This is a genomic window from Sodalis sp. RH21 (assembly GCF_047324175.1).
Classification (GTDB): domain Bacteria; phylum Pseudomonadota; class Gammaproteobacteria; order Enterobacterales; family Enterobacteriaceae; genus Acerihabitans.
In genome coordinates, this window is record NZ_CP178732.1 from 5,513,729 (window position 1) to 5,530,395 (window position 16,667).

Annotated in this window: 13 protein-coding genes and 1 pseudogene; 11 read left to right on the plus strand and 3 right to left on the minus strand. The window is 57.8% G+C overall.

Annotated elements, in window-relative coordinates; genetic code table 11:
• Position 1: 1 nt before the first annotated feature.
• Positions 2-244, minus strand: coding sequence for a sulfurtransferase TusA (gene tusA / locus ACL2XP_RS25475; RefSeq protein ID WP_413736216.1), 243 nt, complete (start codon positions 242-244; stop codon positions 2-4).
• Positions 245-448: 204 nt separating this feature from the next.
• On the opposite strand from tusA, the gene ACL2XP_RS25480 reads away from it, so the two are divergent.
• Both ACL2XP_RS25480 and ACL2XP_RS25485 read left to right on the plus strand, forming a co-directional pair.
• Entirely contained in the window at positions 449-1,114 is a 666-nt protein-coding gene (locus tag ACL2XP_RS25480) for a 7-cyano-7-deazaguanine/7-aminomethyl-7-deazaguanine transporter (RefSeq protein WP_413736217.1), read from the plus strand.
• Positions 1,115-1,408: 294 nt separating this feature from the next.
• Positions 1,409-1,966: a DcrB family lipoprotein gene (locus ACL2XP_RS25485; RefSeq protein ID WP_413736218.1), complete on the plus strand. Its 558-nt coding sequence runs from the start codon at positions 1,409-1,411 to the stop codon at positions 1,964-1,966.
• A gap of 41 nt (positions 1,967-2,007) precedes the next feature.
• Here the strand turns inward: ACL2XP_RS25485 and ACL2XP_RS25490 are convergent, their stop codons facing one another.
• Positions 2,008-3,219 carry an MFS transporter gene (locus ACL2XP_RS25490; protein WP_413736219.1) on the minus strand — a complete coding sequence of 404 codons (1,212 nt, stop codon included), beginning with the start codon at positions 3,217-3,219 and terminating at the stop codon, positions 2,008-2,010.
• Between the two features lie 419 nt (positions 3,220-3,638).
• On the opposite strand from ACL2XP_RS25490, the gene aegA reads away from it, so the two are divergent.
• The 9 genes from aegA to ACL2XP_RS25535 all read left to right on the plus strand — a co-directional run bounded on the left by aegA (position 3,639) and on the right by ACL2XP_RS25535 (position 15,183).
• Positions 3,639-5,651 (plus strand): formate-dependent uric acid utilization protein AegA, encoded by a 2,013-nt coding sequence (gene aegA / locus ACL2XP_RS25495; RefSeq protein WP_413736220.1) that lies wholly within the window; start codon positions 3,639-3,641, stop codon positions 5,649-5,651.
• Positions 5,652-5,669: 18 nt separating this feature from the next.
• Entirely contained in the window at positions 5,670-6,194 is a 525-nt protein-coding gene (locus tag ACL2XP_RS25500; RefSeq protein ID WP_413736221.1) for a 4Fe-4S dicluster domain-containing protein, read from the plus strand.
• A 130-nt stretch (positions 6,195-6,324) separates the two neighbouring features.
• Positions 6,325-7,602: an acid phosphatase gene (locus ACL2XP_RS25505; protein WP_413736222.1), complete on the plus strand. Its 1,278-nt coding sequence runs from the start codon at positions 6,325-6,327 to the stop codon at positions 7,600-7,602.
• A gap of 274 nt (positions 7,603-7,876) precedes the next feature.
• Positions 7,877-9,376, plus strand: coding sequence for a glycine betaine/L-proline transporter ProP (gene proP / locus ACL2XP_RS25510; protein ID WP_413736223.1), 1,500 nt, complete (start codon positions 7,877-7,879; stop codon positions 9,374-9,376).
• A 76-nt stretch (positions 9,377-9,452) separates the two neighbouring features.
• The gene (locus ACL2XP_RS25515; RefSeq protein ID WP_413736224.1) at positions 9,453-10,382 is read left to right on the plus strand and encodes a LysR family transcriptional regulator; all 930 of its coding nucleotides are present in this window, start codon (positions 9,453-9,455) and stop codon (positions 10,380-10,382) included.
• A 106-nt stretch (positions 10,383-10,488) separates the two neighbouring features.
• Entirely contained in the window at positions 10,489-11,679 is a 1,191-nt protein-coding gene (locus ACL2XP_RS25520) for an MFS transporter (protein ID WP_413736225.1), read from the plus strand.
• 114 nt (positions 11,680-11,793) lie between these two features.
• A complete protein-coding gene (locus tag ACL2XP_RS25525) occupies positions 11,794-12,411 on the plus strand; it encodes a TetR/AcrR family transcriptional regulator (protein ID WP_413736226.1) in 618 nt (205 codons plus the stop codon).
• Between the two features lie 114 nt (positions 12,412-12,525).
• Positions 12,526-13,749 carry an MFS transporter gene (locus ACL2XP_RS25530; RefSeq protein ID WP_413736227.1) on the plus strand — a complete coding sequence of 408 codons (1,224 nt, stop codon included), beginning with the start codon at positions 12,526-12,528 and terminating at the stop codon, positions 13,747-13,749.
• Positions 13,750-13,992: 243 nt separating this feature from the next.
• Positions 13,993-15,183: a hypothetical protein gene (locus ACL2XP_RS25535; RefSeq protein WP_413736228.1), complete on the plus strand. Its 1,191-nt coding sequence runs from the start codon at positions 13,993-13,995 to the stop codon at positions 15,181-15,183.
• 57 nt (positions 15,184-15,240) lie between these two features.
• Here the strand turns inward: ACL2XP_RS25535 and ACL2XP_RS25540 are convergent.
• A pseudogene (locus tag ACL2XP_RS25540) lies at positions 15,241-16,552 on the minus strand (arginine decarboxylase); the annotation flags it as partial.
• Positions 16,553-16,667 lie beyond the last annotated feature (115 nt).

The following is a 16,667-nucleotide window of genomic DNA, read 5'->3' on the forward strand; positions in this document are numbered from 1 at the left end:
GTCAGCCTTTGCGCACCAGGTAACGATAAGGCAATTGCTCCGTTACCTGGGCCAGTAGCGTATGCTCCATAAAGCGGCAAAACCCCGGGATATCGCGGATAGTGGCCGGATCATCGGCGATGATCAGCAATGTCTGGCCGGTTGACATCTGGCGCACGGTTTTACGCACCATCATGACCGGTTCGGGGCAGCGAAGTCCCTGGGCATCAAGGATGCGATCGGGATTGGCGAAAGGATCTGACATGAAAGATTTCCAGCTTCGGGTAGCTTTAAAAGGGGCCTTGCGCAGTGAGTTTACGCCGGTGATATCCATCTGCAAGCTTCGCCGAAAATGATGATAAACTCAACCATTGCATTATTTTCGCGGTCGCGTATGATGCCCGCCGCGTAATTATCGCTATTGATTATTCTGGGTTCCCTCACCCCATTGCTTAAAAAAGGCCACAATATGTTTAGATTCACCCCCCGCCAGCGGCTGGTCGCCCTGTTCTGGCTGGCGCTATTCCATATTATCATCATCACCTCCAGCAACTATCTGGTTCAATTGCCCGTCGCCATTTTCGGTTTTAAAACCACTTGGGGCGCGTTTACCTTTCCCTTTATCTTCCTGGCCACCGATCTGACGGTGCGGATTTTTGGCGCGCCGCTGGCGCGCAAAATTATCCTGGCGGTAATGGCGCCGGCATTAGTGGTGTCCTACGGGGTCTCCTCGCTGTTTTACCAAGGGGAATGGCAGGGGTATGCCGCGCTCGGCCAGCTTAATTTATTTGTCGCGCGCATCGCCTGCGCCAGCTTTATGGCCTATGCGCTGGGCCAAATCCTGGATATACACGTATTTAACCGGCTGCGCCGCGGCCACCGCTGGTGGGTGGCCCCTACGGTTTCCACGCTGTTCGGCAATATAAGCGATACGCTGGCCTTCTTTTTTATCGCCTTTTATAAAAGCACCGACCCTTTTATGGCGGCCCATTGGGTTGAAATCGCCCTAGTGGATTATAGCTTTAAGCTATTAATTAGCCTGATCTTTTTCCTGCCGATGTATGGCGTGCTGCTTAACATGCTGTTTAAGCGCCTGGGGCATCGGGGCAATACCGCATTTTTCCAACCGGGCTAGACTCTTTAATAGGGTATTCTTGGCATGCCGCGATCAAGGGGTTGCCGGGGTAATTTACCCTTTTGCGCCAAGGCGAAACCGTGCCATCTGTTGTATGCTCTTGTACCAGGGTAAACTGCGCGCCATGGCATGAAGGAACCTGGGCGAAGTCGCGGGGATATCGCACCCTCGGCGTAAAAACGCGCAACCGCTTTCAGGGGATGCTATTGTTTCTTATATCAAATCGTGATCGATTGACGCGGGTCGATGTGCTACAGCGAACCGGCTGAATATATGGAGTATTTAAGGAAATTTATGCAGAAAGTAGCGAAATACCTGGGCATTAGCCTGCTGGTTATCGGGCTGGCGGCCTGTGACAATAAAAACGATCAGAGCGCCCCGGCCAGCAACGGCGCGGCACAGACCCAGTCGGAAAATAAAGTCAGCCTGCTGGACGGGAAATTGACTTTTACCCTGCCGGGCGACATGAGCGACCAGAGCGGCAAAGTGGGCACCCAAGCCAATAATATGCATGTCTACGCCGATGAATCAGGCCACAAAGCGGTAATTGTCATTCTTGGCGATAACACCACCGAAGGGCTGGATGTCCTGGCCCAGCGCCTTGAAGACCAACAGCGCGCCCGCGATCCGGATCTGCAGGTCGTGACCAATAAGACCATCAATGTTAATGGCCAGACGTTGCAGCAGCTGGACAGCATTGTCTCCAGCGGCGGCAAGCCGGCTTACTCTTCGGTGGTGATTGGCAAGGTGGACGCCCATCTGCTGACCATGCAAATTACCCTGCCTTCCGAAGACCAGCAAAAAGCGCAAAGCGCTGCCGAAGCCATTCTCAATACCATTGTTATTAAATAAAAATAGTCATTGGACCCACCGGCCCGCCAGGGTCGGCGGGTTTATCGCCGCCCGGATGCCTGGTTACGCAATATCCGGCGTTTGAGCGCCAGGGTCATCACCAGGCCGGTCAAGACCAGCACGGCCGCCGCCAGATAAATCGACGACACGCCGGCGTGGGCCATCAATACCCCCGCCAACGGCCCCACCACCCCCAGCGATAAATCCATAAACGCGGTAAAGGTCGCCAGCGCGCTGCCCTGGTTTTGCGGCGGGACTTCCTTCATGGCCACCACGCCCAAAGCGGGGAAGACCAAAGAGAATCCCGCACCGGTCAGAAAAGCGCCCACTTCCGCCATCCAGGGCATGCCTGACCACCACACCAGCAGCAAGCCTGCGGCCTCCACGCTAAAACACACCATGGATACGCGCAACCCGCCGTAACGATTAATACTATTGGGGAAGAACAGGCGGGTGCCGACAAAAGCCAGACTGAATAACGTCAGGGCAAACGCCGCGCCGTCCCATCCTTTATCCGCATAAAACAGCGTAATAAACGTGGCGATCACGCCAAATCCGCAGGAAGCGAACGCCAGCACCAGCCCGTAGCGCCAAATAATGCCCACCACAGCGCTAAAGGGAATTTGCTTGCCGGCGGCGGTCTTGATTCGCGGACGCGGAATCGCGGCCATGATAGCCAGGGCGCAGACTACTATGATCGTACCGGATAATAACCCCAGCCCGCCCAGATAATACAGCCATACCCCCAGCGGCGCCCCTATCGCCAACGCGCCATAGCTCGCCACGCCGTTCCAGGAAATCACCCGCCCGATATGCAAAGACCCCACGGCGCCAACGCCCCAAAGCGTCGCGCCGGTACCGACAAAGCTTTGTCCGATGCCAAGGATCACCCGCCCGGCGCACAGCATGATAAGCGCCAGCAGCGGCACCGCATCGCCAAACAGGGAAAACAGGTAAAACACGCCGCTTAACAGGCAGCCGCACAGCCCCAGCACCACGATGCGTTTTGGTCCAACCCGATCGGCATAACGCCCGGCCCACGGGCGGCTAAGCAGGGTGGCGAGATATTGCAGGCTGATGACCAGCCCGGCCCAAAAAGCGCTGTATCCCATATGGTTATGGACATAACCGGGCAATACCGCCAGCGGCAGGCCAATAGTCAGGTAATTGACGAAATTGAACACGACGATGGAAAGAATATTCAGATTGAGACGCCATCCACTGGCGGCCGGCTGAGAAGAAGGAGCAGGCATGGACATCATTCTCATAACAAGGGGCGGTTCTATTGAGGGCGCCCTGTGAACAAATAGTTAATAAGTATAACGAAATGGCGGGGGTGGATCATGGGAGAGATGACTAAATATCCAGGCGTCTGCCCAAAAACGCATTTTTTGTCCGACAAATCGCCGTGAATCGCCACCCTTCGCGCCAGACGCGGCCGGTTGGGCGTTTACCCCAATTAACCGGGACTTTATTCGCCGCCTGCCCAAGCCCGCCGTATCGATATCATATAACCGCACACAAATCCTTGTCCGGCAGAAAAAAGGATTGCAATGGGCGAAGAGTAACCTTTATAAATATAGGGCCTTTATGTCATAAATCCCGTTGCCTCAACCAAGCAAAAACACCCACTTTTGATGCGCCGAGGGCATGCCGCGGCAGGAAAAGCGTTATGAATCGATTTATCGTCGCAGAATCAGAAACCTGTATCGGCTGCCGCAGTTGCGAAGTGGCCTGCGTAGTCGCCCATCACGGCGGTCAATTCCCCGGCAAACGCGAATACTTTACGCCCCGGCTGAAAGTGATCAAGGGTGCGAAAGCCAGCATCGCGATTTCCTGCCATCATTGCGAAGACGCCCCCTGCGCCAGCGCCTGCCCCAACGATGCCATCATCCGCAGCCATGACTCCATCCAGGTGCTCCAGGAGAAATGTATCGGTTGTAAAAGCTGCGTCATCGCCTGCCCGTTCGGCATGATGACCGTCGTCACCGAAACCGTGCAGCCCCCCAGCCAGCGCCTCGCGGACGCCTATGAAAGAACCGAAGCGCAAAAATGCGATTTGTGCGCCGGACAAAATTACCAGCCGGCCTGCGTCGACGCCTGTCCGACGCAGGCGCTGCAACTGCTTGATGAACACCAGATCGCCGCCCGCCAGCAGCAAAAACGGTTGGCCGCGGCGTTAAAAGATCCGGCCAGCTACCTGATTGCCGGCGCCCGGCCTGCGGGCGTCCTGCCCGCGCCAAACGCCCGCAGCCAACAACCCCGGATCAATTGGCTTGATTTGCCGCGCACTCCTCGGCTGGAAGCGGCCAAAATTCCCCTTGAGCAACGCAAAACCGGCTTTGCCGAAATTTACCAGCCGTTTACCGATATGCAAATCAGCGAGCAGTCCGAGCGCTGCCTTGGCTGCGGCGAGCGCACTATCTGCCAGTGGACCTGTCCCCTGCATAATGCCATTCCGCAGTGGATTAAGCTGGCCAATCAGGGCCGCATCGTGGAAGCGGCCGAACTCAGCCATCAAACCAGTAGCCTGCCGGAAGTCTGCGGCCGCGTCTGCCCGCAGGATCGCCTGTGCGAGCAGGCCTGTACCCTGAACGATCGCCAGGGGGCCGTCACCATTGGCCATATCGAGCGCCATATCACCGAAACGGCTTTCGCCATGGGATGGCGGCCGGATATGTCCGCCGTCAAGCCCACCGGCAAACGGGTGGCGGTTATCGGCGCCGGCCCGGCGGGACTCGGCTGCGCCGATATCCTGGTGCGCAACGGTATTACGCCGGTGGTATTCGACCGCTATCCTGAAATCGGCGGGTTGCTGACCTTCGGCATTCCGGCTTTTAAACTGGATAAAAGCGTTATGACCCGCCGGCGCGAAATATTCAGCGCCATGGGGGTGGAGTTCCGGCTCAATACCGAGATCGGCCGGGATATCACCATGGAGCAGCTATTAACCGAGTTCGATGCGCTATTCCTCGGCGTCGGGACCTACCAGTCCATGCGCTCCGGCCTGGAAAACGAGCGGGCCGAAGGAGTACTCGATGCCCTGCCGTTCCTGATCGCCAACACCCGCCACCTGCTGGGGTATCCGGACACCGACGAGCATGCGTACATCAGCATGCGCGATAAAACCGTATTGGTGCTGGGCGGCGGCGACACCGCCATGGATTGCGTGCGCACGTCGCTGCGCCATGGCGCCACGCGGGTTATCTGCGCGTATCGCCGTGACGAAAAAAACATGCCCGGCTCCAAGCGCGAGGTGAAAAACGCCCGCGAGGAAGGAGCCGAGTTTATGTTTAACCAGCAGCCGCAGCGCATTGAGGTCAACGCCCAGGGCCAGGTGACCGGCGTGACCATGATCGTCACCGCCATGGGCGAACCGGACGAAAACGGCCGCCGGCAAGCGGTGGCCATTGCCGGTTCGGAACATATGATAGCCGCCGACGCGGTCATCATGGCCTTTGGTTTCCGCCCGCACCGCATGACCTGGCTGGCGGATCATAACGTGGTACTGGATAAACAGGGCCGGGTGGTCGCGCCCACGGTATCGGGTTATCCCTACCAGACCAGCAACGCCAAGATTTTTGCCGGCGGCGATATCGTCCGCGGGGCCGACCTTATCGTGACCGCCATTGCCGAGGGCCGCAAGGCGGCGGAAAGCATCAGTTGCTACCTGAATGTCTTATAACCGCGGCAGGGATGGGATATGAATCAATTTATCGTCGCCGACAGTACCCAATGCATCGGTTGCCGCACCTGCGAGATCGCTTGCGCCACGGCGCATATGCCGGATAGCGCGCTTACCGCCGGCACATTTTCGCCCAGGCTCAAAGTGGTGAAAACCGCCATGATCACTACGCCGGTATTATGCCGCCAGTGCGAAAACGCGCCCTGCGCCAATGCCTGCCCCACGGGGGCCATCCGGTACCAGGACCACAGCGTTCAGGTACAGCAGTCTTTCTGTATCGGCTGTAAATCCTGCACGCTCGCGTGCCCCTACGGCATGATCACCGTAAGCGTGGCCGGAATGCCCGCCAGCGCAACGCGGCCCGCGGCCTATCACGCCATGGCGTATAAATGCGATATTTGCCGCGGGCGCAGCCAGGGGCCGGCCTGTGTCGAAGTCTGCCCGACCGGCGCGCTCAGACTCATACACCCCGACGAATTGCAGCGCGACCAGCGGCAAAAGCAGCGGCAGATGGCCAAAAACGTACTACGGGGGACGCTTTAATCAATAAAATAAACCGACATTAAACTGTCATAAATCCGGATTAGCTTTATGGCGTATGGAAAATTTTCCTTGCCTGCCCGTAATAAAGTCGCGTTTAAAACCGCGAGCCATCAGCTAAAAAGGATTCGATATGCGGCATCTATCTTCTTTGGTCATCGCCTCCGCCGCGATGCTATTTTTATCTACCGCGTGGGCCCGGCCCGACGGCGCGGACCCGCGCAAAATCAGCGCTATTGTCGATAACACGACTCCCGCCAGCCAGGATGCAAAATTTGTCGCCCTTGAACGGCAAATCCTCACGGATCTGCGGCTGTCGCTGCAAAACGGCGCCGCCGCGCTGACCCGTCCCCAATTGGAGAAAGCCAGGCAATCCCCGCAACAGGCGGATAAACAGTGGTTGATCAACAGCGGTTATGATTTTGCGGTTAAAGCAAACCAGCAGGCCGGTATCGGCCTGTTACAGGAATTTACCCGGTTATCGCCGGCGGTGCAGGCGCAAAACCTGGCCATCGTCACCCAGATCAACCGGGACGCCACCCAAGGGCAGCGCCGGCAGGCGCTGACGGACGCCGAAGGACAAAATTATCTGTTTTTCCTGGCCGATGCGCTGGGGCCGCGGCTGGGTAATGCCTTTTTGCAGGCATACGGTAAAGGCGAAATCGCCGAGGCCGCCGCATTAATCAAAACCTCGGAAATCAGTACCTCCGCCGCTAAGGATCATTTCAATTACCCCAGACCGTTTTTACAGACCGGCAATCAAATTCATCTGGTGCCGGACGATAGCGTGGTAGGGGACGGCCATCCTTATACCGCCACCGCGGGGGCGTTTCCCAGCGGCCATACCAACACCGGCTATACCGATGCCCTGCTGCTGGCGGAGATGATTCCCGAACGGTTCGTACCGCTGGTTGACCGCGGGGCGCGTTACGGCTATTCCCGTATTGTGCTCGGGGTACACTACCCGCTGGATATTATCGGTTCGCGCATGGTCGCCGAGCGCAACGTGGCGCATTTCCTTAACGATCCGCAATACCGCAAGATTTTTGAACAGGCGAAAAGCCAGCTGCGCGGCGCACTGGAAAAAGAGTGCGGCGCCACCCTGGAAATCTGCGCCCAAAACGACGGCCAGCCCGATCCTTATCGGGACAAACAGCTGACAACATTTTATCGCTACACCATGACCTATGGTTTACCCGCCGAACGAGCCACCGCCGCGGCGCTTCGCGTGCCGGCCGGCGCGGAAGTGCTGCTTGAAGCGCCGCTGCCCCGACTTTCGGCCGCGCAGCGACGCGCATTGATGGTCAAAAGCGCGCTGCCGGACGGCTACCCGCTTTCCGGCGGCCAGGGAGAGCAGAATTTCTGGCAACGACTCGACCTGCATGACGCGGTTATCAGCCGCGCCCACTGATACTTTGCCGACAGCCGCCTTTCGACGGCTGCTTTACTTCCCCTACGCCTTCCCAAACCCCGGTAATGGCTATTCCCATAGGGAATTTTTGGCCTCTTTTGCGTCCGATGTCCGGCTAAACGCGCTTTAACCGGCCTGAACCGGATAGTGATGTATAATCACTATCCGGTATTTTTTCATCGCGCCATAATCACTGATTTTTTTACACCGGCATGACCGCATGCGGGTGCTTGGCTATTTTTAGTATCAGGTTACAAATAAAGGATATGTACGAATGTTAAGAAGAAAACGGACAAAACCGATGCAGATTCAAGATATTACTATCATTGACGATGCTAAGCTCAAGAAGGCGATTACCGCCGCCGCCCTCGGCAACGCCATGGAGTGGTTTGATTTTGGGGTATATGGTTTCGTCGCTTATGCGCTTGGGCAAGTCTTTTTTCCCGGCGCGAACCCCGGGGTACAGATGATTGCCGCCCTGGCCACCTTTTCGGTGCCATTCCTGGTCAGACCGCTGGGAGGCCTGTTTTTTGGCCGCCTGGGCGATAAATTCGGACGGCAGAAAGTGCTGTCGGTGACCATTATTATCATGTCGGCCAGTACCTTTTGTATCGGGCTGATCCCCTCTTATGCCTCCATCGGCATCTGGGCGCCCATTCTGCTGCTGGCCGCCAAGCTGGCGCAGGGATTTTCAGTTGGGGGCGAGTATTCCGGCGCCGCTATTTTCGTCGCGGAGTATTCACCCGATCGCAAACGCGGATTCCTGGGCAGCTGGCTTGATTTTGGCTCCATCGCCGGCTTTGTCCTGGGCGCGGGATTTGTGGTGTTTATCTCAAGCATCGTGGGCGAACATAACTTTCTCAGCTGGGGCTGGCGTATTCCGTTCTTCCTTGCCGCGCCGCTGGGCCTGATCGGTATTTATCTGCGGCACGCCCTGGAAGAAACGCCCACTTTCCAGCAGCATGTCGACAGCATCGATCTCCAATCCAAAAGCACGATCCAGGCACCGCCCAAAGTCTCTTTCCGCGAGATAGCCGCCACCCAATGGAAAAGCCTGCTGACATGCGTCGGGCTGGTGATCGCCACCAATGTGACCTACTACATGCTGCTGACCTATATGCCGAGCTATTTGTCGCATAGCCTGCATTATTCGGAAAACCGCGGCGTGCTGATTATTATCGCCATCATGGTGGGCATGCTGTTCGTGCAGCCGGTGATCGGCATGCTGAGCGACCGCTTCGGGCGCAAGCCCTTCGTGATTTGCGGCAGCATAGGGTTGTTTTTCTTCGCGATCCCCTGCTTTATTTTAATTAACAGCGGCATTATCGGCCTGATTTTCCTGGGATTACTGGTGTTGGCCATTATCCTCAACGCCTTTACCGGCGTGATGGCGTCTACGCTGCCGGCCATGTTTCCCACCCAGATCCGCTATAGCGCCCTGGCCATCTCGTTTAATATCTCCATCCTGGTGGCGGGGCTAACGCCAACCTTTATCGCCTGGGTGGTCGAGTCCACCAATAATCTGTATATGCCCGCGTACTACCTGATGGTGATCTCCATCATCGGCCTGCTTACCGGAATATTTATGAAAGAGACCGCCAACCTGCCGCTCAAAGGCGCGGCGCCCGCGGCCTCCGACCGGGCGGAAGCGAAAGAACTGCTACAAGAGCAGTACGACAATATTGAGCAGGGCATTGAAGATATCGACCAGCAAATCAACCTGCTGGAACAGAAAAGAGCCGCGCTGGCGGTACAACATCCCAAAATAAATTAACCGGGGATATTTGCCGCGCTCCCCGCCGGGCGGGTAGACTGCTGGCAGTAACCTCATCCATTTCCGGAGGAATGCCGTGGACCGACTCGCCGCCATGGAAGCCTTTGTTTATGTTCTGGAAACCGGTTCTTTTTCCGCCGCGTCCCGACGGCTGAATATCGGCCAGCCGGCGGTTTCCAAGACGATTGCGTTGCTTGAGGAACGGCTCGGAGTCAGGCTGTTAATCCGTTCGACCCGCGGCCTGACGCCCACCGAGGCGGGCGAGGAGTATTACCTGCGCGCCAAGCGGGCCATTGAGGATATCAACGAAGCCGACGTGGCCGCGCGCGGCGCGGGTACGGGTTTGACCGGCCGGCTGCGGATTTGCGCGCCGGTCACTTTTGCCAGGATGAATATTTTGCCGCGGCTTGGCCCCTTTATGGCCATGCATCCCGATTTGAATATCGATGTGGTACTTGACGATCGCCATGTGGATCTGGTCGCAGAAGGGATAGACGTGGCGATGCGCCTGGGTGAATTAAGCGATTCCAGCCTGGTGGCGCGTAAACTCGGTTCCCGCCGTCTGACGATCGTCGGCACGCCCGCCTACTTCGCACAGCACGGCGAGCCTATGGCGCCCGAAGACCTGCTCGACCATCAGGCGGTGGTGTATACCCAAAGCCGGGGCGGCGGCGCGCGCTGGGTGTTCACCCAGGGAGAAGATGTACGCGTCATTAATGCCCGCGGCCGGCTGCAAGTTTCCGCCGCCGAAGGCATCCGCACGGTGGTACTGTCAGGCCTGGGGCTGGCCATGGCCTCGCAGTGGATGTTCGAGCCGGAGGTGGCCAGCGGCGAGGTGGTGACGGTACTCAATCAATGGCAAATGCCCACGCTGGATTTATGGGCGATATTCCCTACCGGCCGCCTGGCCAGCGCCAAAGCGCGCGCCTTTGTCGAATATTTTCTGCAAGCCTTCGCCGCAGACCCGGCAGCACGCCCGGGCGTCAGTTATTCCCACCAGGAATAAAAGCTATCAGTTCGCCCGGTCTACCGGGCGGACCGGCTCCGCCCTATTCTTAGCGTCATCGGCCGGCCGCAGTGGCGACGGCTATATCTCTCTGGCGGAAAAAATCATGTCGATTGCAAGCAGCATTCCTCACAACCAAAGCGGCGTCCTCGGCCAATGGCTGATCTTTGCCATGGCGGCAGCCTGCGGCATCGCCGTAGCGAATATCTATTACAACCAGCCCATGCTGGTGGTCATCTCGGCCAGTTTTCCCGGACAGTTTGGCCCGGGATTAATTCCGACGGTAACGCAGCTGGGTTACGCGGCCGGCCTGCTGCTGCTGGTTCCCCTGGGGGATCTGTTTGAACGGCGTACGCTGATTATCCTGCAGTTCATGATGCTGGCGGTGGCTTCGCTGCTGGCGGCGGCGGCGCCCGCGGGCTGGGCATTACTGGGCGCATCGTTGTTATTGGGTATCGGCGCCACGGCGGCGCAGCAGATTGTGCCGGTGGCGGCATCCCTGGCGTCCCCCGACCGGCGCGGAGCGGTAGTCGGCAGCGTCATGAGCGGATTGCTGAGCGGTATTTTATTAAGCCGGACCCTGGCGGGCCTGGTGGCGGCCTATGCCGGCTGGCGCGCCATGTTTTTGCTGGGGGTTCCCCTGGCGCTGCTCGGCGCATTGCTGATGGCCCACATGCTGCCTAAAGCGTCGGCCCCGGTACCAACCGCCCTGGGTTATCCGGCGCTGATGGCATCGCTGGCGCACCTATGGCGTGAAGAGCCCCGCTTACGCCAGGCTACCCTGGCCCAGGCCGCGCTGTTCGCCTCCTTCAGCGCCTTCTGGACAATTCTGGCCCTCTATTTGGATCGCTCGGTTTACCATCTGGGGTCCGACATCGCCGGTCTGTTCGGCGTCGTGGGCGCGGTAGGGGTATTCGCCGCTCCCGCCGCCGGCAAACTGGCCGACCGTATCGGCGGCAGGCCGGTGATTATTCTGGGCGTGGCGCTGACGCTGGCGGCCTGGCTGTTGTTTATCGGCTGGACCTCCCTGATTGGCCTGACCGTCGGAGTGATACTGCTCGATCTGGGTGTGCAAAGCGCGCTGGTCGCCAACCAGCAGGTGATTTACGGCCTGCGCGAGGAAGCCAAAGGCAGAGTGAACACCCTGTTTATGGGCGGCATGTTCCTTGGCGGCACCCTGGGATCGATGGGCGCGATGATGGCCTGGGAACGGGGCGGCTGGCAAGGGGTAGGCTATTTCGCCATCGCCCTGGCCCTGCTGGCGGCCCTGGCCATGGTGTTTAAACCCCACCAATAGTCCCGTCCCCCGTTCTGCCGGCCCTTGGTCACACAAACCACGGGGCCGGCAGGCGTGTTTAGCGCCGCGCAATAATACGTTGATTAGGGAACGATCATTTCCTATACTGGCGACATGATGCAAAAAACCTTATCCCATCCGGCCCGCGGTCCTGGCCGTCCCCGTGAATTCGATATGGAGCAGGCGCTGGATAAAGCGATTGTGACCTTTCGGACCAAGGGCTATGTCGCGACTTCGATTGGCGATCTCAGCCAGGCCATGGGGTTATCCGCCGGCAGCCTGTATAAAGCGTTTACCGATAAGCGCGATCTGTTTATGGCCGCGTTCGAGCGTTATACCTCCCTGCGCAATGCCGGGCTGCGCGCCAGAATTGACGCGGCGGCCACCGGGCGGGAGCGCCTGCGGGCGGTGTTGCAGTTTTATGTGCAATCCTCCCATGGCCTCGAAGGGCGCCGCGGATGTCTGGTAGTGGGCAGCGCGGTGGGCCTGGATACGTTTGATCGGGACCTGGCCGGGCTGGTTTCCCAGGCCCTGGGCCGTAATGAAGACCTGTTGATCGACCTGATCGAACAGGGCAAAGCCGACGGTTCGATTTCCCCTGTCATTGATGGCAAGGCCGCGGCCGGGCTGATGTTATGCATCCTGCTGGGCATGCGGGTGGTGGGCAAAACCGGGCGCTCCCTGGACGAAATGACCGGGCTGGCCGATCTGGCGTTGAACATTCTGCGTTAGTATGCGCCGGCTGCGGTTACCCGGCGTTTATCCAATTAGAGAACATTTATTTCCTATTCAAGGAACCACGATAATGATGCCCAGACTTTTTATCGGACTGAAACGGGCGGGAAGATGAAAGCCTCTCCTGCATCCACCCCGACACCTCAACTCTCCGGCGGATTGTCGCTGCTGCTGGCGGCGGCCTGCGGGCTGATTGCCGCTAATCTTTATTATGCCCAGCCGTTGGCGGGGCTAATAAGCCAGGCGCTGGGATTGTCCCCGCGCGGAGCGGGCATCCTGGTCACGATGACGCAAATCGGTTATGGGCTGGGGTTGCTGCTGGTGGTTCCACTAGGAGATCTGTTTGAAAATCGCAAACTTACGCTCGCGGTGATGGCGATAGGCATAGCGGCATTGGCCACGGCGGCGGTTGCCCAGACGATTACGCTGTTTCTTATCGCCGCGTTATTTATCGGGCTGGGATCGGTAACGGTGCAGATCCTGGTGCCCTACGCGGCCCACCTTTCCCCAAAAGCGTTGCAAGGCAAAGCCGTAGGGAATGTGATGAGCGGCCTGATGCTGGGAATTATGCTGGCTCGCCCGGCGTCAAGCCTGATTGCCCACCTGACGTCATGGCGTACGGTATTTATGGTTTCAGCCGTGGTGATGATCCTGCTCACGCTGGTGCTGGCGCGGGCCTTACCCAAACGGCGGCCGCCTGCGGGGCTGCGCTATCCGCAACTGTTGACCTCCATCGGTAGCCTGGCCCGCCATAATATTGTCCTGCGCAGGCGTTCGCTCTATCATGCCGCCATGTTTGGCTCGTTCAGCCTGTTCTGGACGGTCACGCCGCTGTGGCTGACCGGGCCGGAGTTTCATTTGTCCCAGGTGGGCGTTGCGCTTTTCGCCCTGGCCGGGGTTGCCGGCGCCGTGGCCGCCCCTATTGCCGGGCGGATAGCCGATCGCGGCTGGAGCGGTACCGCCACGTTTGCCGCCATGCTGGCGGTCGTCGCGGCGTTTATTCTCTCGCATGCCGGGGCGGCGGGGTCGCCCGCCAGGCTGGCAATGCTGGTAGTGGCCGCGGTGCTGCTGGATTTTGGCGTCACCATGAATCTGGTAATCGGCCAGCGGGCGATTTTCGCACTGGGGGATCATCATCGCAGCCGGCTTAACGGTATTTATATGGCGACTTTTTTTGCGGGCGGCGCGCTGGGATCGGCGCTCGGCGGGTGGGCTTACGCCCGGGATGGATGGCTATTGGCTTCAGCCATCGGCGGTTTATTCCCGGTGATGGCGCTGATCTATCTGTCTACGGAAAGATGGGCTTACCCCGACCAAGAGACTGGCGGTGTATAAAGGCGTTTTTATCTGTAATCCATTACCGATGCCCCACGCTAATAAATCCGTCAATTTGCCCCCGCCTCCGTTAACGGTACGATCGAGGGCGGCCATCCGGGGAAAGTAAGAAAACTATTATATCCTGCCGGCATCTTGTTCACCGTTTGACCTCCCGCTAAGCTTCTGCGTTGACAAAAATGCTCCCCGCACGGCGGCCATACCGTGCGGGCGTGTCCCGGAGTCAACAAGGATTACCATCATATGAACACTGTCCACCCTCACAACGGCCCGCTTGCCATGCAACCCCAGGACGCGGACGATGAGCAAACCGGCGCCTTAGTCCATTTTCAGCGACAATTGGAGGTAGTGAGGAATTGTTGCGATTATTCCCGCGCGCGCTGGCGGCAATGGGCCTGCATTCAGAAAAGTATCGAGCGGGAAGCCGGCAGAACCGACATCCATCCGTATCTACCGATTATGATTGGCCGGCAATGCATCGCCCGCATTGCCGAGCAGCTTTGTACCCGCCTCGACCTGACACGGCTGACTAAAGCGGGCATAGATACCTCCTGGCCCCATAGGCTGATAAATACGGGCCGCAGGCATGTCCTGGATATCGTTGATGCCAGAATCAGTCAACCGGCGGACCAGGCCAACGATATTGAATGCCCGGCAATGCATTTCGTGGCCGGGAAATTTATAACCGACGCATTGGATCATATAGTTAACAAGCGAATACGGCGAGCGGTAGTGGCGCGCAACAGAAGCTACTGCGCCGCGGTCAATCGTCTCCCGCCATACCGCGACCCGCAGGGGAAAGCCATATCCATAGAATCGTTAAGCGAGCGATCGTTTAAATCCAGTTCATACAGGATCTACAACCGCCGGCATGTGCTGCCATATACCCTTCCCGGGCAAAGCGGCGAGTACAGATCCAGGCTGTACGATAAGCTGCTTTGCCGCCGGTTAACCGCCAACGACCTGCCGCCCCATGAAGCGAAACTGATCGGACAATGGGGCGTCATGGCCGCCAGTTTTATCCCGTACGGTACCTGCATAGGCATTCATACCGGGGTACTGGTACCACCGGAGTTTACCGACGCCAATATATTCGATCATGATTATCTGATCGCGCTAACCGTGGAAGAAGAGGACATTTATTTGGATGGCGACGGGATCATGTCAAAAATAAATACCTTGTTCGACTATGACAAAGACGGGCATCCCTTCCGGCAGGCGGCGAGGGGATACAATGTGGAAACCGCGCAGTTCAAGGCAACCTTAAGCGGTGGACGTACGGCGTCGGTCGTGGCGCTATTCACGATAGTCAATATCGCTCCGGGGCAAGAACTGCGCTGTAATTACCACTATTTGGACAACGAGGTACAACACTTGAACAAACAGCAGGCCGATATCGATTTAGCCAATATCCCAGGTAGCGGGATCGGTTAATAAAAACGCCCGCCCCAGGCATTAAACCGCGAAATACACGGGGCCGGCAGCCATCCTTTATTCCTTCAGAACCCAGATACGATATTCGCCGTTGTCGAACTGCGCGCCCTCCAGCTCTTTCTCGAACCCTGGAAATTTCTCACACCAATGGGCAATACTGAGAATGTAGCTTAACCACGGATCATTTTTGCCGCCAAAACTTTCGCCGGGCATGACGATCGGGATACCGGGCGGATAAGGAATAACCCCGACCGCCGAGACGCGATCGGCCAGTTTATCCAGGGTCAGGTGTTCACAGCGCCCGGCCATATGATCCTGAAACGCTGCCCGCGGCAATTTCATCGGCATCGGCAGTTGGCCGAACGCCGCGGATTGCAATTTATCCATTTGGCTGGTTTTCATATAGTTGAACATCTCATCGCACAGATCTTTAAGCCCCATACCGGCATAACGCACGGCATTGGCGGCGGCCAGGTCCGGCAGGCATAGCGTAAGCGGACTGTTGTTATCGTAGTGCTGTTTAAACTCCAGCAAAACGTTGATCAGGGTGCCCCACTTGCCTTTGGTCACCCCGACGGAAAATAGGCATAACACCATAAAATCCGTGGTGCGCGACGGTACGATGCCATTTTGCCCCAGGAAGGCGGTCACCATCGCCGCGCCGATCTCATTGGCCGCAATAATGGCATACAGCGGCGAAGTCGTGGCCTGGAGCATGTAGGATGCATTAAAACGCGAATGCTCCACCGGTTTTTTACCGTTGCGAATATGGATATAGGACGCCTGCGACAAAGCGGCCAACGGTTTGTGGGTCGACCGGGTGGCAAACACCGTCGGGCCTTTCGGATCATGGTCGGCCGGATTGCCGCGCATGGCGAACCGGTTGCGGTAAAGGGGATTAAAACGGGCGTAGGCATACCAGGCTTCATCAAAATGTATTTGATCGACGCTTTTGGCCAGCAGCGTTTGTGCCTGGGCCGCGTTGTAGCACATACCGTCATAGGTACAGTTGGTGAGTACCGCGTAAACCGGTTTTTGGCTCTCCGCCAGTTGGTTAAGCGGATGGCGGGCGATTTTTTCTTTAATCGCCTTGGCGGCGAGCTGTGCTTTAGGGATCGGGCCAATAATGCCATAGCGGTTGCGGGTCGGGATAAAAAATACCGGCACGGCGCCGGTCATCACCAGGCCCTGCTCGATGGATTTGTGGCAGTTGCGGTCGCACAGGGCGATTTGGCGCTCGCCGATGGCGAGCCGCCATCACGGCGCGGTTGGAACCGGACGTGCCGTTAAGCACGGAATAACTGCGGTGCGCGCCGAAAATCCGTGCCGCATAAGCCTCGGAATCCTTAATCGGCCCGCTATGATCCAGCCGCCGGCAAAAGCCTGGACGTGCTGGGGATATAATGAAGGGAAGCAGTGAATTTCCCGGCTAAGATTAGTCGGGAGCAGAGAGTAAATTCAGAATATGTGTACGTATAATGTCT